A 20,224-nucleotide genomic window follows, 5' to 3' on the forward strand; every position below is an offset into this window, starting at 1 on the left:
GGGCATGAGCGGATTCAAGGGGCGGGTGTTGAGTTGGGGGTTGCTGGGCTATTGCAGCCTGGCCCTGGCGCAGCCGGCCGAGTTACCGGAAGGCTATCGGATTGCCCAGCAGGTGCTGGTGGGTGACGGTTCGGTGCTGGAGGTGCTGGAGGATGTGCGCATTACCCCCCAGTTGCATGCCGATAGCTGGGGCAATGGCCTGGACGCCGACAGCTTTGCCGAGCCGGAGGGGGATCAGCCGAGCGCGCCGTTGGCGGCCCAGGCGCGCCTGGTGTCCGATAGCGGCGAGGTTTTGGCGCAGAAGTCCCTGGGCTACCCGATGGCCACCGTGGAAAAGGCGCCGCTGAACGGCCTGCCGTCCCCCGCGTTTTTCCTGACCATCGACCAGACCGCTCCCATGGGCAGCTACAGCGGCCCGGCCACCCAAATGCTGATGCCGGAACAGAGTCAGTTGGACCCGGTGCTGTGCCAGGGGGAGGGCGCAGAGAAGCAGCCGCTGGTGTTTGCCCAGACCGGCAAGGCGGCCTGGCAGATCGTACCGTCCGTTGGTGGCGGTACGGAAAGCATCCAGCAGGTGTCGTCCGCTTCATCGGTGGAGAACGAAGAGTTCATCACCACCTACCGCACCTTCCGTTATGTCGACGGCCAGTGGACTGTCGCCACGCGCCAGCAGGCGGGTTACTGGGACACGGAAAGCGAGTTTCCCGAGCCCGCGCTGTTTCCCTGAAGGGGCATCAGATATCGATCAAGGCCCTGAGCTCGCGCTCAAGCTCTTCGGGATCTCCCAGGTTCAATTCGATCAGGCGCCTGAGGTGCTCGATGGAGTCCAGGCCGATGTGCAGGCAAACGAAGCCCAGTTGGCCCTTATTGTCATGGGCCAGTTGTACGTCCATGCGCACATCGGCGTCGGGGCTCAGGTGAATGTCGGCCTCGAAGGGGCGCGTCGGGTCGCCCAGCCAGGGATCGGGGCGCTCGATCAGCAGGCCCTTGAGTGAAAGATCCAGCAGCCGTACCGGCCAGCGGTGGGTGCCTTGGCTGAGTTCGGTCCGGGCATCGAAGGCGATGCGTTTGAAGCGTCGGCGGTCGTCATGTTGCTCGGTCATGGGCTGGCCCTCTGCATGGTGCCCTGAACTATAGACCCCGGTTCGCGCCTGTCACTACAACCAGCGCCGGACCTTGCGACAGTAGTCACGGTAGGGCTGGCCAAAGAGCTCCAGCAGCTGTCGTTCGTCCGGGCGGATCACCGTGCGGTTCATCAGGTACAGCAGCCCCGGCAGCAATAGCCACGGCCATAGGTTGCCCAGCAGCAGGGCAATGGCGCAGTAGCCCAGGGTGTCGCCCAGGTTGATCGGGTTGCGCGAGATGGCGAAGGGGCCATCGCGGAGCAACTGGTCGGGCTGGTCGAAGTTGCTGGAGGTGGTGCGCTGTTGCCGGAAACGCCACATGGCCCAGAACGACAGGCCCTGCCCGAAGACGATCAGGATCACTGCCAGGCTGCGCACGCCGTTGTTGACCGGCAGCGGCAAGGGCAGCCAGCCGCTGAGAAACAGCGCCAGGGTCAGGCACAGTAAATACAGGAGTGGCGGTGGCAATGGCGGTTGTTCGGGGGGCGTTGACATGGCGGTTCCTGCACCAGGGCTCAAGCGTGCGACTGTGGGCAAGCGCCCAGGGTTCCGGTTTTTTCCTGGCGGGCGCCGCTCAGGCAGATCGGGAGCAAGAAAAACCGCCCTCATAAGTTAAAAGAAGGCTCTAGACCAACGTGGGGGGTGGTCTTTAAGAGCAGTAGCGCTACACTCGAAACGCGGTTTTTCTATCCTCCTGGCTGGAATAAAAAAATGAAAAATAATAATAGCCTGTTGCGCCATGTTCCTTGGCTGCTGCTGGCAATCGTAGGAGCTTGCGCCCTTGGCGTAGTTGCATTGCGTCGCGGCGAGGCGATCAACGCCTTGTGGATTGTGGTCGCCGCCGTGGCCATCTATCTGGTGGCGTACCGGTATTACAGTCTGTTCATTGCCAACAACGTGATGCAGCTGGACCCGGGTCGGGCCACGCCCGCCGTGGTCAACAATGATGGTCTGGACTACGTGCCGACCAACAAGCACATCCTCTTCGGCCACCATTTCGCGGCCATTGCCGGCGCAGGCCCCCTGGTGGGCCCGGTGCTGGCGGCGCAGATGGGCTACCTGCCCGGCACTCTGTGGCTGATTGCCGGGGTGGTCCTGGCCGGCGCGGTGCAGGACTTCATGGTGCTGTTCCTGTCCACCCGGCGTAACGGCCGTTCCCTGGGCGATATGGTCCGTGAGGAGATGGGCCGTATCCCGGGGACCATCGCGCTGTTCGGTTGCTTCCTGATCATGATCATCATCCTCGCGGTGCTGGCGCTGATCGTGGTCAAGGCCCTGGCCGAAAGCCCATGGGGCATCTTCACGGTGATGGCGACCATCCCGATCGCGGTGTTCATGGGCGTGTACATGCGCTACATCCGCCCGGGCCGCATCGGTGAGATCTCGCTGATCGGCGTACTGCTGTTGCTCGGCTCCATCTGGCTGGGTGGTCAGGTGGCGGCGGATCCGGTGTGGGGCAAGATGTTCACCTTCACCGGCGTGCAGATCACCTGGATGCTGATCGGCTACGGTTTCGTCGCGGCAGTACTGCCGGTGTGGCTGATTCTGGCACCGCGGGACTACCTGTCGACCTTCCTCAAGATCGGCACCATCATCGCTCTGGCGATCGGCATCCTGATCACCATGCCCGAGCTGAAGATGCCGGCCCTGACCCAGTTCACCGACGGCACCGGCCCGGTGTGGAAAGGCGGCCTGTTCCCCTTCCTGTTCATCACCATCGCCTGTGGGGCGGTCTCCGGCTTCCATGCGCTGATCTCCTCGGGCACCACGCCCAAGCTGCTGGATAACGAAGCCAACGCCCGCTACATCGGCTACGGCGGCATGCTCATGGAGTCCTTCGTGGCGATCATGGCCATGGTCGCGGCCTCGGTGATCGAGCCGGGCGTGTACTTCGCCATGAACAGTCCGGCGGCCATCGTCGGCGGCGACGTGGTGGCGGTAGCCCAGACTGTCAGCAGCTGGGGTTTTGCGATCAGCCCGGACCAACTGCAGGCGGTGGCCAAGGACATCGGTGAAAACACCATCCTGGCCCGTGCCGGCGGCGCGCCGACCCTGGCGGTGGGGATCGCGCAGATCCTCCACCATGTATTGCCGGGTGAAAACACCATGGCGTTCTGGTACCACTTCGCGATCCTGTTCGAAGCGCTGTTCATCCTCACCGCGGTGGACGCCGGTACCCGTGCCGGGCGCTTCATGCTCCAGGACCTGCTGGGCTCCTTCGTTCCGGCGCTGAAACGCACCGAGTCGTGGACCGCCAACCTGATTGCCACCGCAGGCTGCGTGGCGCTCTGGGGCTACCTGCTGTACCAGGGCGTGATCGATCCTCTGGGCGGCATCAACACGCTGTGGCCGCTGTTCGGCATCTCCAACCAGATGCTGGCCGGTATCGCCCTGATGCTGGGTACCGTGGTGCTGATCAAGATGAAGCGCCAGCGCTACATCTGGGTCACCCTGCTGCCGGCTGTGTGGCTGCTGATCTGCACCACCACCGCAGGCTTCATCAAGCTGTTCGACGCCAACCCGGCGATCGGCTTCCTGTCGCTGGCGAAGAAATACAGCGATGCAATGGCCAACGGCCAGATCATCGCTCCGGCCAAGGACATCACGCAGATGCAGCACGTGATCTTCAACGCCTACACCAACGCGACCCTGACAGCCCTGTTCCTGCTGGTGGTGTTCAGCATCCTGTTCTACGCGCTCAAGGTCGGCATCGCCGCCTGGGGCAGCAAGGAGCGTACGGATAAAGAATCGCCCTATCAGGCCGTGCCGGACGCGTAACTCGAGGATTGCAACGATGTTCAATGACCTGAGTCGCCTCGGTAAATACCTCGGTCAGGCCGCGCGCCTGATGGTCGGCATGCCCGACTACGACAACTACGTCGAGCATATGCAAACCAAGCACCCGGACAAGCCGGTGATGTCGTACGAGGCGTTCTTCCGGGAACGCCAGGAGGCGCGATACGGCGGCAAGGGCGGTCCGAAGTGCTGTTGAAACACAGCGTTTGAGCCACACCCCTGTAGGAGCCGGTTTGCCGGCGATAGCGGTTCTTCGGACGCCATCGCCGACAAGCCGGCTTCTACGTTTTTATGCGTGGGAGATCCTGTTTTGCACAACCCTATTCCCGTGACCGTGCTCAGCGGTTTTCTCGGCGCCGGCAAGACCACTTTGTTGCGCCACCTGCTCAAGGCCGAGCACGGCCTGAAAATCGCCGTGATTGAGAACGAATTCAGCGACGCCGGCATCGACACCCAGTTGCTGGGCGAGCAGCCGGTACAGGTCATGACCCTGTCCAACGGTTGTGTCTGCTGCACCATCCACACCGACCTGACCAAGGCCCTGTACCTGTTGCTGGAGCGTCTGGACAGCGGCGAGATCGCCTTTGACCGGCTGGTGATCGAGTGCACCGGGCTGGCCGATCCGGCGCCGGTGGCACAGACCTTCTTCATTGATGAGGAACTGCGCGAACGCTATATCCTCGACGGCATCATCACCCTGGTGGACGCCAAGCACGCCGAGTTCCACCTGACCCAGACCATTGCCCAGGCGCAGATCGGTTTTGCCGACCGGCTGCTGGTGAGCAAGCGTGACCTGGTGGACGAGGCGACTTTCGAAGCCCTCTGCCAGCGCCTGACCCGGATCAACCGCCGGGCACCGATCCGCCTGGTGGAACACGGCCAGATCGACCTGGCCGAGCTGCTGGATGTGCGGGGGTTCAATCTCAATGCCGACCTGGGGGGCGGTCTCAGCCTGCGGCCAGTGAGCAAGGCGCCGTCAGTGGACCGTATTTCCAGCCTGGTACTGCGCACCGAGCAAGCCCTGGACCTGGATCGCCTGAGCGAATTCATGAATGAGCTGCTGGAAGACCACGGCAAGCAACTGCTGCGCTACAAAGGTGTGCTGAGCGTTATCGACGAGCCCCGGCGCATGGTGTTCCAGGGCGTGCTCAAGCTCTATGGCTTCGATTGGGACAGCGAATGGGCCGAAGGCGAAGTGCGCGAGAGCGTGATGGTGTTCATTGCCGACGATCTGCCGGAAGAGAAGATCCGGCAGGGGTTCGAGCGGATGCTCGCGGGCTGATGGCGGCTACAGGCCGCCCAGCAGGCGCTGCTCCAGGTGCGCCAGGTGCTGGTTCATCAGGGTTTCGGCCTTTTCGGCATCGGCCTCCTGTAGTGCATCGATGATCTTCGAGTGTTCCTGCCAGGAGCAGTAGTTGCGGGCCTGGCCCTCGAACTGGGCGATGGCCAGGGAGGTCAGGGGCACCAGGCTGCCGAGGAACTGTGCCAGAGGCCCGTTGCCGGCGATTTCCGCCAGTTGCAGATGGAATTCCCCGGACAGGCGGATAGCCGGCCCGCGCTGGTCGCGGGCAATGGCCTCGCGCTCCTGGGCGATCAACTCGTGCAAGGGTTGCAACTGGCGCCGAGGCTGCTGGCAGGCCAGGCGCACCAGGGTGATTTCCGTCAGGCGCCGGGCATGCAGGATCTGCCGGGTCTGTTCCAGGTCCGGCGCCGCCACCTGGGGCCGGTAATTGGGCCGCAGGATCACCACTTGCTGATGGGACAGCCGCGCCAGGACCTGGCGCACTATGCTGCGGCTGACGCCGAAGGCCTGCCCCAGGCTGTCTTCGGTGAAGCGGCTGCCGGGAGCGATGCGCTGTTCGAGGATGGCGTCGAAGATCTGCGGGTAGACATCATCCACCAGCAGCTTCCTTTCGCCCCGAGGGCGCCTTGGCAGGCTGGCCACCCGGGTGAAGGGATTGTTTTTCAGGGCGTAGCTGACCATGGCCTGTCTCCAGTCCGGTTGCTGACTCGGGGGGATTACTGGGCGCTGTTGCCCAGGTGATCGTCCGGGATATTCAGTTCGATGCCCATGCGCTGGCCTTCCTGGAGGATGTGCCGGCGCATCTCGGCGCTGGCCAGGGCGCTGTTCTTGTTGCGGATGGCCCGCACTACCGCCTCATTTTCTTCCAGGCGTTCGGCCAGGTGCTCCGGTGAATTGCGCAGGATCTGTGCGCTTTGCTTGAGGGCATTGCTGGTCTGTTGCACCACGTTCTGGAAGATCGGGTTGCTGGTCAGGGTGAAGAGTTCCTCGTGGAAGGCGATGTAGGCGTTGACCCCGGCTTCGCTGTCGCCGGCTTCAAGGGCTTCGCGCATGTCCATCAGGGTCAGGCGCAACTGGCCGACTTCCTTGCTGCTGATGGATTGCGCCACCAGGCCGACGATGAAGGGCTCCAGGGTGTAGCGCAGTTGCAGCACGTCTTCGAGGCTGGCCCCGGCCACTGCACTGTCGCTGTTCTGCGCTTCGTCCAGGGGCGTGTCCAGCACCACCACGCCTTTGCCGGGCATGGAGCGCACCAGGCCCAGGGTCTCCAGGACGATCACCGCTTCGCGCAGGCTAGGGCGGCTGATGCCCAGTTGCTCGGCCAATTCGCGTTGCCCTGGCAGCATGTCGCCGGAGCGCCACTGGCCGCGGGCCAGGGCGGCCCGGAGCTTTTCTACCACTGAATTCACCACTGTTGACGAGCTGATCACTGTTGACTCCATGAACGATTAATAGCGCGCTGTTGCCGCGCCGAGTGTTGTGCCTGCCGATGACAGGCACAAGGTCGGGTCAGAATTCCTGCTGATGTGCGCCAGTCACCGGTTTTCGCGCCTGGAAGGTATAGCCCTGCTGGCCGCTGAGCACCTTGTTGGCCCGCTGCACGTCGATGTCCTTTTCCCAGCGGGCGATGGCGACGGTGGCCACGCAGTTGCCGATCAGGTTGGTCAAGGCGCGGCCAATGCCCATGAACCAGTCCACCGCCAGCACCAGCACCAGGCCCACCACCGGAATCGCCGGGATTGCAGTCAGGGTTGCCGCCAGGATCACCAGCGCCGAGCCGGGGATCCCGTGGGCGCCCTTGGAGGTGATCAGCGACACCAGAAGAATGGTCAAAAGGTCCGACATGGACAGCGGAGTGCCGGTGGCGTTGGCAATGAAGACGATGGCCAGGGTCAGGTAGATGGAGAAGCCGTCGAGGTTGAACGAGTAGCCGGTGGGAATCACCAGGCCTACGGTGGAACTGCCGATCCCCAGGTGTTCCAGCTTGCGCATGATCTGCGGCAGCACGGCGTCGGAGGAAGCGGTGCCTAGTACGATCAGCAACTCTTCGCGCAGGTACTTGAGAAAGGGCAGCATGCGCAGGCCCGACAAACGCATCACCAGGCCCAGGATCACCGCGACGAAGGCAAAGCAGGTCAGGTAGAACAGCCCCACCAGGCTGCCCAGGTGCTGCAGCGAATCCAGGCCGTACTTGCTGGTGGTGAAGGCGATGGCACCGAACACGCCGATGGGCGCCAGGCGCACGATCATGCCCATGATGCGGAAGATCACATGGCTCAGTTCGTTGATCAGCCGGGAGATGCCCGAGGCGGCTTCACCCACCAGGTTAAGGGCGCTGCCGAACAGCACCGAGAACAGCAGCACCTGGAGGATGTTGTTCTCGGCGAAGGCACCGATCACCGAGGTGGGAATCAGGTCCATGAGGAACTGAGTGGTGGTGTGCATGTGCTGGCCACGCTGGGCGATGTCGCCCATGTCCGCGGTGGACAGTTGCTCCAGATGGATGTTGGCGCCGCTGCCGATGCCGGTGCTGAAGGCCATGACCAGGCCGATCACCAGGGCCACGGTGGTCAGGATCTCGAAGTAGATCACCGACTTGAGGCCGATGCGGCCGACCTTCTTCAGGTCGCCGGCACCGGAGATGCCGCTGACGACCACGCAGAACACGATCAGCCCGATCAGCATCTTGATCAGCTTGATGAAACCATCGCCTAGGGGTTTGAGCTGGGAGGAGTATTCGGGGAGGGTGAGTCCGCACACGATGCCGAGCATCAGTCCGAGGACAACCTGGAGGAAAATCGAACGCGAGCACCATCTGAGCATGGGGGAGAATCCTGGTCGGTGTCCTGTCTGTCGTGCGCGGGGGATGCGCAGCGGATGGAGGACTTAATTATTGTGGTCTTACCGGTATGTCCAGTGCAGGCGCAGTCTACGCTCGGGTTTTATGGGTTTACAAGGGGGAGGGTGAAGATTGGCTTTACCGGTCTGACCAGTGGTTTTCATCCCCAGGCCACAGTAGCCGTTGCCCAGGCTGCGATCGGCCGGACCCGCCGCCCGGGTATCTTGCGTTCGCAAGACCTCGCAGGCTTTGTTCACCGCCTGTCTCCACGGCCCTGCGGGCACAAAAAAGCCCGGCACTGGGCCGGGCTTTTTCTGTTGCGGTCTGCGGGCTGATTAAGCGCCGTATACCGGCAGCTTCTTGCAGATGGCCTTGACCTTCTCACGCACGGCGTCGATCACCGCTTCGTTGGAAAGGTCCGCCAGAATGTCGCAGATCCAGCCGGCCAGTTCCTTGCACTCGGCTTCCTTGAAGCCACGAGTGGTCACGGCCGGAGTACCGAAGCGCAGGCCGGAGGTGACGAACGGGGAGCGTGGGTCGTTTGGCACGGAGTTCTTGTTCACGGTGATGAAGGCTTTGCCCAGAGCGGCGTCAGCGTCCTTGCCGGAGATGTCCTGCTTGATCAGCGACAGCAGGAACAGGTGGTTCTTGGTACCGCCGGACACCACGTCGAAACCGCGCTCGATGAACACTTCGGCCATGGCCTGGGCGTTCTTCACCACTTGTTCCTGGTAAGCCTTGAACTCAGGCTGCAGTGCTTCCTTGAAGCAGATGGCCTTGGCGGCGATCACGTGCTCCAGTGGGCCGCCCTGGGCGCCAGGGAATACGGCGGAGTTCAGCTTCTTCTCGATGTCGGCGTTGGCGCGAGCCAGAATCAGGCCGCCACGTGGACCGCGCAGGGTCTTGTGGGTGGTGGTGGTCACGACGTCAGCGAATGGCACCGGGTTCGGGTAGACGCCAGCGGCGACCAGACCGGCCACGTGGGCCATGTCGACGAACAGGTAGGCACCGACCTTGTCGGCGATTTCGCGAAAGCGCGGGAAGTCGAGGATCTGCGAGTAGGCAGAGAAACCGGCCACGATCATTTTCGGCTTGTGCTCAAGGGCCAGGCGCTCGACTTCGTCGTAGTCGATCAGGCCGTTGGTGTCGATGCCGTATTGAACAGCGTTGTACAGCTTGCCGGAGGAGGAGACGGCAGCACCGTGGGTCAGGTGACCGCCGTGGGCCAGGCTCATGCCCAGGATGGTGTCGCCACCTTGCAGCAGGGCCAGGTAGACCGCGGCGTTGGCCTGGGAGCCGGCGTGTGGCTGGACGTTGGCGTAGTCGGCGCCGAACAGCTCCTTGGCGCGGTCGATGGCCAGCTGTTCAACCACGTCGACGTATTCGCAGCCGCCGTAGTAACGCTTGCCCGGGTAACCTTCGGCGTACTTGTTGGTCAGTACCGAGCCTTGAGCTTCCATCACCGCTGGGCTGGTGTAGTTTTCCGAAGCGATCAGCTCAATGTGCTCTTCCTGGCGCTGAGCTTCTTGCTCCATGGCGGCAAAGAGATCGGCGTCGTACTTGGCAATAGTCAAATCACGGCTGAACATGGCGGTCCTCAAGGATCGGGGGCAGAAAAGGGAGGCATTCTAACCCAATGGGTTTTAGATGGCATATGAAAGGACATCATGTCGCAGACAAGTGGCCTTCACTTGGGTACGGGCTTGTGCAGGAGCTGGCTTGCCAGCGAAGAGGTCCCTGAGACCGCCTTCGTCGACAAGCCGGCAATTACGCAAGCAGGGGATGTTAGTCGAACATGAACAGGGCGTCGTTGCTGAACTGCGCCTCGAAGCGGTTGGCCGGCATCGGCCGGCCGAACAGGTAGCCCTGGACCTCGTCGCAGCCATGTTCGCGCAGGAACTCCAGCTGTTCGTGGGTTTCCACGCCTTCGGCGATCACCGCCAGGTTCAGGCTGTGGGCCATGGCGATGATGGCGCGGGCGATCTGCGCATCCTGCTCGCCGGACGGCAGTCCGTCGACGAAGGTGCGGTCGATCTTCAGCACGTCGATGGGGAACTGCTTGAGGTAGTTCAGCGATGAGTAGCCGGTGCCGAAGTCGTCCACCGCGATGCTCAGGCCGAGGTTCTTCAGGCCATCGAGAATCTGCATGGCCTCGCTGACTTCGCGCATCAGGATACTTTCGGTCAGTTCCAGCTCCAGGCACGCCGGTGGCAGGCCGGTGTCCTTGAGGATGGTGGCGATGCGCATGCCCAGCTGGCCGTCGGAGAACTGCCGGGCGGAGATGTTCACCGACACTTTCGGCACCCGCACCTTGGCCTGGTGCCAGGACTTGAGCTGGCGGCAGGCTTCGCTGATCACCCAGTCGCCCACATCCACCACCAGCCCCAGTTCTTCGAGCACCGGAATGAAGTCCCCCGGCGGTACCAGGCCGCGGCGCGGGTGGCGCCAGCGCAGCAGCGCCTCGGCGCCGGTCAGGCGCTTGCCGTCGCCGCTGAACTGCGGTTGGTAATAAAGCACGAATTCTTCCTGCTCCAGGGCGTGGCGCAGGTCGCTTTCCAGTTCCAGGCGCTCCAGGGCGCTGGCGTTCATGTCCGCCTGGTAGAACTGGAAGTTGTTCTTGCCGCGTTCCTTGGCGTGGTACATCGCGGTGTCGGCGTTCTTCATCAGCTGGCTCAGCTCGTTGCCGTCCTGGGGGCTCAGGGCGATGCCGATACTGGCGGTAACAAAGAACTCGCGGCCTTCGAGGACGAAGGGTTTGACCAGGCTGGCGAGAATCTGCTCGGCCACATGGATCGCCCGGTTCAGGGCCATCTCCCGGCTTGAGCGCGGCTGCAGGAGCAGGGTGAATTCGTCGCCGCCCATGCGTGCCACGGTGTCGTCGTCATCGACGCAGCCCAGTAGGCGCGTGGCCATTTCCTTGAGCATGCGATCGCCGGCGGCATGGCCCAGGGAGTCGTTGATCGGCTTGAAGCGGTCCAGGTCGAGGAACATCAGCACCACCCAGGACTTCTGTCGTTCTGCCGATTGCAGGGCGGTGTGCAGGCGGTCCTGGAACAGCGTGCGGTTGGGCAGGTGGGTCAGGGCATCGTAGTAGGCCAGGCGGTGGATGCGCTGTTCACTGGCCTTGCGTTCGCTGATGTCGCTGAAGAAGCACACGTAGCTGGCCAGGTCGCCTTCATCGTCGAGCACTGCGGTGATCCCGACCCACGCCGGGTAGTGCTCGCCATTGCGGCGCTTGAGCCAGACTTCGCCTTCCCAGGTGCTGTGCTGGTTCAGTTGCTTGAGTACATAGCGCAGGTGGGCTTCCTGCTGGTCGTCCACGGTGAGCATGTTCGGCAACTGGTCGAGCACCTGGGACACCGCGTAGCCGCTGACCCGGCTGAATGCCTCGTTGGCCTGGACGATATAGCCGGCGGGGTCGGTGATCAGGATCGCCGAGGTCGAGTGCTCGAATACCGTGGCCGCCATGCGCAGGTCCTTTTCCGCTCGGCGCTGCTGGCTGATGTCGCGGCCGACCCCGAGCACGCCCTCGAAGGCGCCATGCTCGTCCCACACCAGTACCAGGCGCAGTTCGATGGGGATCTTGCGGCCATCGGCCCGCAGGCAGTCGAACAGGAACAGCTGGGTCTGCACCTGGCTGCGCAATTGCGCCAGTTGCTCGGGTTTGTCCAGGGCCTTGCTGACCCGGTCCATGAGGGCATAGATGCCGCTCAACTGCTGCGGGTTGGCGATGGTCGACTGCCAGCCGTTCTGGAAGATCCACTCCACGTCGTAGCCGAGCACCGCATGCACCGAGGGGCTGACGTAGTTCAGCGAAAGCTGGCTATCGGTGGAGAAGATCACGTCGCTGATGCTTTCGGCGAGCATGCGGTAGCGCTGCTCGCTGTCACGCAGCGACTCGCTGGCCTCGATCTGGTCGGTGATGTCCTTGGCCACGCCGATGATTCGCGTCACCTGGTCGTAGCGGTCCCGGGCCAGGGCCTGCTCGCGGATTTCGAAGCGCCGCCACTGGCCGCTGCGGTGGCGGAAGCGCAACTGGCATTGCAGCAGCTGGGCATAGGCCGAGTGCCGCTGCTCCTGGCGCAGGCGGTGGTACAGGTCGGCGTCTTCCGGGTGCAGGAGGATTTCCCAGAAGTATTCGCCCATCTGGTGCAGCTCGGTCTTGTTGTAGCCCAGGGTCTGGCCCAGATGGTGGTTGCTGAAGATCATCCGCTGGCTGATCACATCCTGTACGTACAGGTGATCGGGCACGGTGCGCACCACGTCCGACCAGAACCCTTCGCGCTCGAGCAGTGAAAGTTCGATCAGCTTGCGGCTGGTGATGTCGCTGATGCTGAGGATCACCGCGCTGTAGTCCGCGATGGCCTCGGGCAGGCGCAGGACCAGCCACAGATGCTGGTCGTTGCCCTGGGCGTCGCTGAGCTTGATCTCCAGTTCCAGCTGTTTCTGCTGGTTGATCACGGCTTCGAGCAACTGGCTGCCGATGGCGTTGCCGTTCTTCGGGCTGCCTTCGATCAGCAGTTGCCAGGCCTGCTCGCTGGATTCGACGTTGAGCAGGCGCAGGGCAACCTGGTTGACCTCGGTGATGCGCATTTCACTGAGCAGTTGCTGGCGGTGGCCAGGGTCGCAGGCCTGCCAGCGCTTGAGTTGGTCGCTGTTGCGTAGGTTGTGCTTGTCGAGCAACCCTGGAAGCCCGGAGATATCCATGACGCACAAGGCCACGCCGGTGCCTTCGAAAATGTCCTGATAGCGCCGCCGGCCTTCGTGCAGTTGGCGCTGGCGCCGGCGCATGTTCAGCAAGGCGATCACCGGCAGCAGGGAGAAGGCCAGGCCCAGCAGGCACTTGCCAATGAAGGCCGGCAGCAGCGCCTCGAGCACGGCCCGCTGGTCGAACAGGCCGCGCAGTTGCCAGTCGCTGTTGCTCAGGGGCACCAGCAGCACGCTGCTGGCCATTTCATCGGGATCCAGCATGCCTGGGGTCGGAGTACTGCGCTCATCGCGCTTGATCACCTGGTGGCTGAGGCGGTTCTCGATCACCCAGGTCGGCTTGAAGCCTTCCTCGCTTTGCCGCACCAGGGTCTGCAGAAAACTCGGAGCCAGGCGCAGGACCCAGTAGCCGCGGCTCCCGCCGCTGGCCTGGTGCAGCAGGACATGCACCACCGAGCCATCGGCGGGGTTGCTGTAGTAGTAGCGTTGGGCACGGCTGCGCTGGACCAGTTCGGCGAGCCACAGGGCGTCCTGGCTGTCGGTGGCGCTATCGCTGAGGATCTGCCCCTTGCTGTCCAGCAGGGCAAAGCTGCGAACGTCCGGCAGTGAGCGCTGGAGTTTCTGAAGCAGTTGCTGTTGCTGCTGGCTGTCTTGCGGCGCCTCGATGATGGGCAGCAGATTGAGGGCGATCTGGGCGTTGAGCGCCAGGTTCAGGCTCAGGTGGTCGGCCAGGTCGGCGCTGTAGTCGATGGCATGCTGACGCTGGTCCTGGCGGGTCTGTTGCAGTTGATCGAGCAACTGCCAGAACAACAGGGCCAGCAGCAACAGCACCAGCGTCGCCAGTGCGCCTTTGAGTGTGCCACGCATAGGATAGGCCGGCCCGGGGGCAGCGGCGCGCGCGGGCTTTGGCGAAGTGACGTTGAACAAGCTGTGATCCTGCGGTTTGGCTGGGCTGGCGCGACGTGCACTATAAGCCGGACGCCCGAAGGGCGGCTAGCATGCCTTGAGTTGTGGCAAAGTGCCAGTCCCGCCTGGCTGGACCTGGATCGTGCATTGAGGTAGTTTTGCCGGTTACGCGGGAGCGTTCCAGCTCCAGACAATCAGGCTTTTTCCGCCCGTCGGTATTGATCATGGTCAATGCCGGCGCAGCGCATGGCCTGGCCCGGGCCCGGCCCGTTCTATTCATCTGTCACTGACGCTAGGTTCACCATGGCTCAATACGTCTTCACCATGCATCGGCTGGGCAAGGTTGTTCCGCCGAAGCGGGAAATCCTGAAAAACATCTCCCTGTCCTTTTTCCCGGGCGCCAAGATCGGCGTGCTGGGTCTCAACGGTTCGGGCAAGTCCACGCTGCTGAAGATTATGGCCGGCATCGACACCGAGTTCGAGGGCGAAGCCCGCCCGATGCCGGACCTGAACATCGGTTACCTGCCCCAGGAACCCCAGCTGGACCCGGCCAAGACCGTGCGTGAAGTGGTCGAGGAAGCGGTCAGCGTGATCAAGGACGCCCAGGCTCGCCTGGACGAGGTCTACGCCGCCTATGCCGAGCCGGATGCCGACTTCGACAAGCTGGCCGCCGAGCAGGCCAAGCTGGAAGCCATCCTGCAGGCCAGCGATGGCCACAACCTGGAGCGCCAGTTGGAAGTGGCCGCCGACGCCTTGCGCCTGCCGGCCTGGGACGCCAAGGTCGAGCACCTGTCCGGTGGCGAGAAGCGTCGCGTGGCCCTGTGCCGCCTGCTGCTGTCGGCCCCTGACATGCTGCTGCTCGACGAACCCACCAACCACCTGGACGCCGACTCCGTCGCCTGGCTGGAGCACTTCCTCCACGACTTCCCGGGCACCGTGGTTGCGATCACGCACGACCGTTACTTCCTGGACAACGTTGCCGGCTGGATTCTGGAACTCGACCGCGGCGCGGGTATTCCTTACGAGGGCAACTACTCCGGTTGGCTGGAAGCCAAGTCCGAGCGACTGGCCCAGGAATCCAAGCAGCAGTCGGCCCATGAAAAGGCCATGAAGGAAGAGCTGGAGTGGGTGCGCAAAGGTGCCAAGGCCCGCCAGTCCAAATCCAAGGCTCGTCTGCAACGTTTCGAGGAAATGCAGTCCCAGGAATTCCAGAAGCGCAGCGAAACCAACGAGATCTACATCCCGGCCGGTCCGCGCCTGGGTGACAAGGTCATCGAATTCAAGAACGTCACCAAGGGCTACGGCGATCGCGTGCTGATCGACAACCTGTCGTTCTCCATGCCCAAGGGCGCCATTGTCGGCGTGATCGGCGGTAACGGTGCCGGTAAATCGACCCTGTTCCGCATGCTCATGGGCAAGGAAACCCCGGATTCGGGCAGCATCGAGATCGGTGAAACCGTGCAGCTTGCCTGCGTGGATCAGAGCCGTGAGGACCTGGACGGCAGCAAGACCGTGTTCCAGCAGATCTCCGACGGCTCCGACCAGATCCGCATCGGCAACTACGAGATCCCGTCGCGTACCTACGTCGGTCGTTTCAACTTCAAGGGCGGCGACCAGCAGAAGTTCGTCAAGGACCTGTCCGGTGGTGAGCGCGGCCGCCTGCACCTGGCCCTGACCCTGAAGGAGGGTGGCAACGTCCTGCTGCTCGACGAACCTTCCAACGACCTCGACGTTGAAACCCTGCGCTCCCTGGAAGAAGCCCTGTTGGACTTCCCGGGCGCCGCCATTGTGATCTCCCACGACCGGTGGTTCCTGGACCGGGTGGCCACTCACATCCTGGCGTACGAAGACGACTCCCAAGCGGTGTTCTTCGAAGGCAACTACACCGAGTACGAAGCCGATCGCAAGAAGCGCCTGGGCGAAGCCGCAGCGCAACCGCACCGTGTGCGGCACAAGAAGCTGGCCTGATCGCTTAGCTGCTTGAGAAAACGGGGCCTTCGGGCTCCGTTTTTTTATGCCTGGCAGAAATCCGGGTGGTTGATTGGGGGGCGTGGCTCAACGTTCAAAGTGAGTGCAAAGCAGTCGATTTTTGTCACCAATTCGGTGCGTAAAACACCTGTAGAACCGGGCTATTTATATTTATTGCACCATTTAAATTCATATCTGCGACATTTTGCGCTGTCGCGGTGCGGATTGAATTGATAAAGTCCCGGGCAAATCTCTTCTTAACGACAATAAATTTGCCGAGACTTCTCATGATCGAATCCGTCGAAGACTTCCTTGCCCGCCTGAAAAAACGCGACCCGGACCAGCCTGAATTCCATCAGGCGGTGGAAGAGGTCCTGCGCAGCCTCTGGCCGTTTCTCGAAGCCAATCCGCACTACCTGAGTTCCGGTATTCTCGAGCGGATCTGCGAGCCGGAACGCGCGGTGGTGTTTCGCGTGTCGTGGGTCGACGATCAGGGCAAGGTCCGGGTCAACCGCGGCTTCCGCATCCAGATGAACAGCGCCATCGGCCCGTACAAGGGCGGCCTGCGCTTTCATCCCTCGGTCAACATGGGCGTGCTGAAATTCCTCGCCTTCGAGCAGACCTTCAAGAACTCCCTGACCTCCCTGCCCATGGGCGGCGGCAAGGGCGGTTCGGACTTCAACCCCAAGGGCAAGAGCGACGCCGAGGTGATGCGCTTCTGCCAGGCCTTCATGAGCGAGCTGTACCGGCATATCGGTGCCGACGTTGACGTCCCGGCTGGTGACATCGGCGTGGGTGCCCGGGAAATCGGTTTCCTCTTTGGCCAGTACAAACGCTTGAGCAACCAGTTCACGTCGGTGCTGACCGGCAAGGGCATCAGCTATGGCGGCAGCCTGATCCGCCCCGAGGCCACGGGCTTTGGCTGCGTGTACTTCGCCGAGGAAATGCTCAAGCGCCGCGGTGATCGGGTCGAAGGCAAGCGCGTGGCGATCTCCGGCTCCGGCAACGTGGCCCAGTATGCGGCGCGCAAGGTCATGGACCTGGGGGGCAAGGTGATTTCCCTGTCCGATTCCGAAGGCACCCTGTATTGCGAGTCGGGCTTGAGCGAAGAGCAGTGGCTGGCGGTACTGGAACTCAAGAACGTGCAGCGTGGGCGTATCAGCGAGCTGGCCAGCCAGTTCGGCCTGGAGTTCCGCGCCGGCAAGACTCCCTGGGACCTGCCGTGCGATATCGCCTTGCCCTGCGCCACGCAGAATGAACTGGACGCCGAGGCGGCCCGCACCCTGCTGCGCAACGGCTGCACCTGTGTCGCCGAAGGTGCCAACATGCCGACTACTCTGGAGGCTGTGGATATCTTTATCGACGCGGGCATCCTCTTCGCCCCGGGCAAGGCGTCCAACGCCGGTGGCGTGGCGGTCAGTGGCCTGGAAATGTCGCAGAACGCCATGCGCCTGCTGTGGACCGCCGGTGAAGTGGACAGCAAGCTGCACAACATCATGCAGTCGATCCACCACGCTTGCGTGCACTATGGCGAAGAGAATGGCCGGATCAACTACGTGAAGGGTGCGAACATCGCCGGCTTCGTCAAGGTCGCCGATGCCATGCTGGCCCAGGGCGTGGTCTGAACCGTTTCAGGCCGGTTCGATGCGGATGATTTCGATCAACTGATTGCCCGCCGGCCGTTGCCAAAGAACCTCGTCACCGGGTTGTGCCCCCAGCAGGGCACGACCCAGGGGCGAGGCCCAGTTGATCAGCCCCTTGGCTGCATCCGCTTGATCCTCCCCCACCAATTGCACACTTTGCTGACGATCCTGTTCATCGGCGAAGGTCACGCGGCTGCCGATCTGCACCTTGTCGGTTGAAGTGGCCATCGTCACCACTTGGGCGCTGTGCAGGCGCTGGGTGAAATAACGCAGGTCGCGCTCAAGCTCGGCCATTCGCTGCTGGTCCGCGGCATCCCCCCGATCATGCTGCTCACTGTGCTGGCTGTGCAGCAGGGCGACTTTGGCCTGCAGTTCGGCAAAGCCCTGGGGCGTGACGTAGTTGGGTTGGTCGCTGATCTGGCGCTCCACCGGTTGCTCGGCTTGGGCTGCGGCCTGATCTTCATTGACGAAAGCGCGGCTCATGATGTGCTCCTAGAGTGCAGGGCTGGACCATGGTCGCAGGCTTTTAAGCCGGGCAGTTGCCTGAAAGCGACCTATTGCGAGCGATAGGCCCGGGCAGCGTCGCGATCCTTTTCCTGTTGCCAGGCCCGTTCCCGCTCATCCCAATGCCGCGTTCTATAGTCGTTGCGGTCCTGATTCTCCAGCATCGCCTGGCATTGGCGGAAACCGTCGTCCCAGCCTTCGGCGTATTGCGGGTCCTTGAGGTAGCGCGGCACGTCCTTGCGGAACTCTCCGCTCATGGAACCTGCCGCCTGGCGTCCACTGATGCAGCCCGCGTCGAACCCGTCGACAAAGGCCGGCGGATAGCCTTGCTTGAGCAAATACTCGTGGTTCGACTCACAACCACCGATCAGGGCCAGTGCCAGCACCGCCCAAGCATAACGCCACATCCACAAACTCCCCGGCTTCACTTGAGTGAAGTCTAGAAGGGCGATTGTCGGCGAGGCGTGAAAACCTTGTCGCTAACAGCTTGAAGCTTGCGGCTGCTCTTAATAGTGATACCACTTGAGTTCGAGCATGACCTCGTTGACCGGAGTCGCCAGTTGGCTGAACTCCCGCTGTGCGCTCAGGCGCAGGCCCAGGTTGCGCGACAGCTCCCACTGCTGGTTGAGGCTCAGGCTGCGGCGTACCTCGCCATTGGTGAAGTAGTCGCCCTTGGCCTCAAGGCTGAAGTTGCCCAGCGGGTTCTTCCACAGCAGCCCGGAGTTGAAGCCCGCTGCCGGGGCGATGAAGCCGGCGAAGTCAGCGTTGTGCTCGACCCGCACGGTACCCAGGACAAAGCCCAGGGTGTCCTCGCCCAACTGCCAGGTGCCGCCGGCCCCGCCGTTGACGTGGCTGACCAGGGTCTCGTCGTCGTGTTTGCCCGGCACTCGCTCCAGGCCGCCGGTGACCTGCCAGGACCAGGGTTGCAAAAGCTCGTTGCGTGGGGTCAGGGAGCGGATGGTCGCCAGGTCCAACTGTTGCAACTGCCAGTGGTTGCCCTCGTATTGGCGCAGCTTCATCTGCAGGATCTCGATCTGCGCCCCCAGGGGGAAGCCTTCGGCGTTGTCGTTGAGGTCGTGATAGGCCATGCGCAGGCCGTACTCGGCGAAGGCCTTGTCGTCCCGGGTGCCGACTCCCAGCTGCCAGGTGCGCGACTGGTGGCCGTCTTCCGGCAGGCCGGGGCGTTGGATCTGCAGCTCTGGCGCCGGGTTCTGGTTGATTGCCCGCAGCAGTTCGAAGCTGCGTTGCGAGCGCTGCGCATCTCGCTCCAGGCCGTTGGCCCGGTAGCGTTCAAGACGGTAGGCGGCATCCACGATCAAGGCCTGGCGATCCCGTGGCAGAGCCTTCAGCTCGGGGGCCTGCAATTGCTTCTGGTCAGCGCTGACCTTGAGCACCCATTGCTGTTCTTCCGGGTCCAGGGGCTGGGCGCGGCTCAGCAGCTCCCGCTCCCGGGACGGGCGGTAGTCGATGCGTTCCACCAGCCCGGCGTCCTTGACCGCCTTGACCGTATCGGTAGGGATAGCCGTCAGCGGGAACTGTTCGGTCAGGCGCAGGCTGGGGCGCGCCACTTGCAGCAGTTCCAGGAGCCGGTAGGAGCAGTTTTCATCGAAGAAGAAGTAGTCGAACTTGATCTGCTTGAGTTCCCAGACATGCTCCACCATGCGTTCGGTTTCGGCCTGGGTCAGGTTCAGGCGGTACTCCCACAGGTCGCGGTTTTCCAGGCTGCGGTATTCCGAGAGCTTCTCCTGGTAGGGCACCAGAGCGAACAGCCCCGGGTAGCCGCCCATCAGGCCTTTCCAGGCGTAGAGAATGCTGTTGTCCGAGCCCTCGATATAGGCCCCGAAGTTGATTGCGTAGCTGAGCAGCGCGGTGTTGTTGCTCTGTACGTCCGCCTGATCGATGCGCAGCAGGGTGTGGCCGAACATCGACGAGGGGCTGTTCAGGTAGGCCGCGGGAAAGATCATCACCGTGCTATGGGGTGAGACATCCTTGAACCATTGCTTGAATTCAGCGCATTCCACCGCGGGCAAGTCGTTCAGGCCCAGTTGCGTCTTGAGCCAGCGGGTGCGGGACGGGTAGACGCACTGGGCATGCTGGTCACCCGTATCGGCGGGGGCGTAGAGGGCCTTCAGGGTCGCGGCCAGCTCAGCGTCGGGATGATGTGCACCGTCGGCAGCGAGGAAGAATTTCGGGTCGCTGACATAACTGCGCCAGCCGCCGAGCTTGGCAGCTTCGTAATGGCCTATGGATATCCAGAAGGGGTCATTGGCCAGTTGCTGCAAACGTTGAGGGTCGATGTGAGGCGCGGCATACAACGGGGCGCAGACACAGAGCGCCAGGTAGGCAAGGCGTTTGAGCATGTTGGGCAACTTAAGTCGGAAATACAAAGACCCAAGGTGGGCAAGGTCCGGACAATAAAACCCGCTCCTCGCGA

General features: G+C 62.7%; 16 protein-coding genes. 6 read left to right on the forward strand and 10 right to left on the reverse strand.

From position 1 onward, the window contains the following. Positions 1 to 4 precede the first annotated feature (4 nt). Positions 5 to 727, forward strand: coding sequence for a hypothetical protein (locus KCG88_RS29915; RefSeq protein ID WP_246882886.1), 723 nt, complete (start codon positions 5 to 7; stop codon positions 725 to 727). 7 nt (positions 728 to 734) lie between these two features. Here the strand turns inward: KCG88_RS29915 and KCG88_RS29920 are convergent, their stop codons facing one another. Together KCG88_RS29920 and KCG88_RS29925 are read right to left on the reverse strand one after the other, a co-directional pair. After that, on the reverse strand, positions 735 to 1,103 hold the full coding sequence (locus tag KCG88_RS29920) for a PilZ domain-containing protein (protein WP_047289346.1): 369 nt from the start codon (positions 1,101 to 1,103) through the stop codon (positions 735 to 737). A gap of 54 nt (positions 1,104 to 1,157) precedes the next feature. Then, positions 1,158 to 1,619, reverse strand: coding sequence for an isoprenylcysteine carboxylmethyltransferase family protein (locus tag KCG88_RS29925; RefSeq protein WP_015637107.1), 462 nt, complete (start codon positions 1,617 to 1,619; stop codon positions 1,158 to 1,160). 216 nt (positions 1,620 to 1,835) lie between these two features. On the opposite strand from KCG88_RS29925, the gene KCG88_RS29930 reads away from it, so the two are divergent. The 3 genes from KCG88_RS29930 (at position 1,836) to yjiA (ending at position 5,202) form a co-directional block, all read left to right on the forward strand. Continuing rightward, a complete protein-coding gene (locus tag KCG88_RS29930; RefSeq protein ID WP_011063576.1) occupies positions 1,836 to 3,902 on the forward strand; it encodes a carbon starvation CstA family protein in 2,067 nt (688 codons plus the stop codon). Between the two features lie 16 nt (positions 3,903 to 3,918). Then, positions 3,919 to 4,116, forward strand: a complete 198-nt coding sequence (locus tag KCG88_RS29935) for a YbdD/YjiX family protein (RefSeq protein WP_007937254.1) — start codon at positions 3,919 to 3,921, stop codon at positions 4,114 to 4,116. 114 nt (positions 4,117 to 4,230) lie between these two features. Beyond that, complete coding sequence (gene yjiA, locus KCG88_RS29940) at positions 4,231 to 5,202, forward strand: GTPase (RefSeq protein WP_011063575.1); 972 nt, start codon at positions 4,231 to 4,233, stop codon at positions 5,200 to 5,202. A gap of 6 nt (positions 5,203 to 5,208) precedes the next feature. On the opposite strand, the gene KCG88_RS29945 is transcribed toward yjiA, so the two are convergent. From KCG88_RS29945 to KCG88_RS29965, 5 genes are all read right to left on the reverse strand, one after another. Then, positions 5,209 to 5,904, reverse strand: a complete 696-nt coding sequence (locus KCG88_RS29945; RefSeq protein ID WP_210713703.1) for a GntR family transcriptional regulator — start codon at positions 5,902 to 5,904, stop codon at positions 5,209 to 5,211. A 35-nt stretch (positions 5,905 to 5,939) separates the two neighbouring features. Continuing rightward, the gene (locus tag KCG88_RS29950) at positions 5,940 to 6,653 is read right to left on the reverse strand and encodes a FadR/GntR family transcriptional regulator (RefSeq protein WP_011063573.1); all 714 of its coding nucleotides are present in this window, start codon (positions 6,651 to 6,653) and stop codon (positions 5,940 to 5,942) included. Between the two features lie 79 nt (positions 6,654 to 6,732). Further along, complete coding sequence (locus tag KCG88_RS29955) at positions 6,733 to 8,046, reverse strand: C4-dicarboxylate transporter DctA (protein ID WP_041119953.1); 1,314 nt, start codon at positions 8,044 to 8,046, stop codon at positions 6,733 to 6,735. 351 nt (positions 8,047 to 8,397) lie between these two features. After that, a complete protein-coding gene (gene glyA, locus KCG88_RS29960; protein WP_210713704.1) occupies positions 8,398 to 9,651 on the reverse strand; it encodes a serine hydroxymethyltransferase in 1,254 nt (417 codons plus the stop codon). A gap of 196 nt (positions 9,652 to 9,847) precedes the next feature. After that, positions 9,848 to 13,636: a bifunctional diguanylate cyclase/phosphodiesterase gene (locus KCG88_RS29965; protein ID WP_210713705.1), complete on the reverse strand. Its 3,789-nt coding sequence runs from the start codon at positions 13,634 to 13,636 to the stop codon at positions 9,848 to 9,850. 342 nt (positions 13,637 to 13,978) lie between these two features. Between KCG88_RS29965 and ettA the strand changes: the two genes are divergently transcribed. Together ettA and gdhA are read left to right on the forward strand one after the other, a co-directional pair. Next, positions 13,979 to 15,643 carry an energy-dependent translational throttle protein EttA gene (gene ettA, locus KCG88_RS29970; protein WP_210713706.1) on the forward strand — a complete coding sequence of 555 codons (1,665 nt, stop codon included), beginning with the start codon at positions 13,979 to 13,981 and terminating at the stop codon, positions 15,641 to 15,643. A gap of 287 nt (positions 15,644 to 15,930) precedes the next feature. Then, positions 15,931 to 17,268, forward strand: coding sequence for an NADP-specific glutamate dehydrogenase (gene gdhA / locus KCG88_RS29975; RefSeq protein ID WP_041119950.1), 1,338 nt, complete (start codon positions 15,931 to 15,933; stop codon positions 17,266 to 17,268). Positions 17,269 to 17,274: 6 nt separating this feature from the next. On the opposite strand, the gene KCG88_RS29980 is transcribed toward gdhA, so the two are convergent. The 3 genes from KCG88_RS29980 to KCG88_RS29990 form a co-directional block, all read right to left on the reverse strand. Continuing rightward, complete coding sequence (locus tag KCG88_RS29980; protein WP_047337852.1) at positions 17,275 to 17,769, reverse strand: GreA/GreB family elongation factor; 495 nt, start codon at positions 17,767 to 17,769, stop codon at positions 17,275 to 17,277. A gap of 71 nt (positions 17,770 to 17,840) precedes the next feature. Next, entirely contained in the window at positions 17,841 to 18,197 is a 357-nt protein-coding gene (locus tag KCG88_RS29985) for a hypothetical protein (RefSeq protein WP_047289328.1), read from the reverse strand. A 99-nt stretch (positions 18,198 to 18,296) separates the two neighbouring features. Continuing rightward, positions 18,297 to 20,150, reverse strand: coding sequence for a DUF4105 domain-containing protein (locus KCG88_RS29990; RefSeq protein ID WP_047289326.1), 1,854 nt, complete (start codon positions 20,148 to 20,150; stop codon positions 18,297 to 18,299). Positions 20,151 to 20,224: the final 74 nt, after the last annotated feature.

This window comes from Pseudomonas sp. MWU349, assembly GCF_017947325.1.
Classification (GTDB): domain Bacteria; phylum Pseudomonadota; class Gammaproteobacteria; order Pseudomonadales; family Pseudomonadaceae; genus Aquipseudomonas; species Aquipseudomonas protegens.

Bases quoted from the DNA above. Each gene is read 5' to 3' on its own strand.
- KCG88_RS29915 (WP_246882886.1), top strand. From the start codon at position 5: ATGAGCGGATTCAAGGGGCGGGTGTTGAGTTGGGGGTTGCTGGGCTAT.
- KCG88_RS29920 (WP_047289346.1), bottom strand. From the start codon at position 1,103: ATGACCGAGCAACATGACGACCGCCGACGCTTCAAACGCATCGCCTTC.
- KCG88_RS29925 (WP_015637107.1), bottom strand. From the start codon at position 1,619: ATGTCAACGCCCCCCGAACAACCGCCATTGCCACCGCCACTCCTGTAT.
- KCG88_RS29930 (WP_011063576.1), top strand. From the start codon at position 1,836: ATGAAAAATAATAATAGCCTGTTGCGCCATGTTCCTTGGCTGCTGCTG.
- KCG88_RS29935 (WP_007937254.1), top strand. From the start codon at position 3,919: ATGTTCAATGACCTGAGTCGCCTCGGTAAATACCTCGGTCAGGCCGCG.
- KCG88_RS29945 (WP_210713703.1), bottom strand. From the start codon at position 5,904: ATGGTCAGCTACGCCCTGAAAAACAATCCCTTCACCCGGGTGGCCAGC.
- KCG88_RS29955 (WP_041119953.1), bottom strand. From the start codon at position 8,046: ATGCTCAGATGGTGCTCGCGTTCGATTTTCCTCCAGGTTGTCCTCGGA.
- glyA (WP_210713704.1), bottom strand. From the start codon at position 9,651: ATGTTCAGCCGTGATTTGACTATTGCCAAGTACGACGCCGATCTCTTT.
- KCG88_RS29965 (WP_210713705.1), bottom strand. From the start codon at position 13,636: ATGCGTGGCACACTCAAAGGCGCACTGGCGACGCTGGTGCTGTTGCTG.
- ettA (WP_210713706.1), top strand. From the start codon at position 13,979: ATGGCTCAATACGTCTTCACCATGCATCGGCTGGGCAAGGTTGTTCCG.
- gdhA (WP_041119950.1), top strand. From the start codon at position 15,931: ATGATCGAATCCGTCGAAGACTTCCTTGCCCGCCTGAAAAAACGCGAC.
- KCG88_RS29980 (WP_047337852.1), bottom strand. From the start codon at position 17,769: ATGAGCCGCGCTTTCGTCAATGAAGATCAGGCCGCAGCCCAAGCCGAG.
- KCG88_RS29985 (WP_047289328.1), bottom strand. From the start codon at position 18,197: ATGTGGCGTTATGCTTGGGCGGTGCTGGCACTGGCCCTGATCGGTGGT.
- KCG88_RS29990 (WP_047289326.1), bottom strand. From the start codon at position 20,150: ATGCTCAAACGCCTTGCCTACCTGGCGCTCTGTGTCTGCGCCCCGTTG.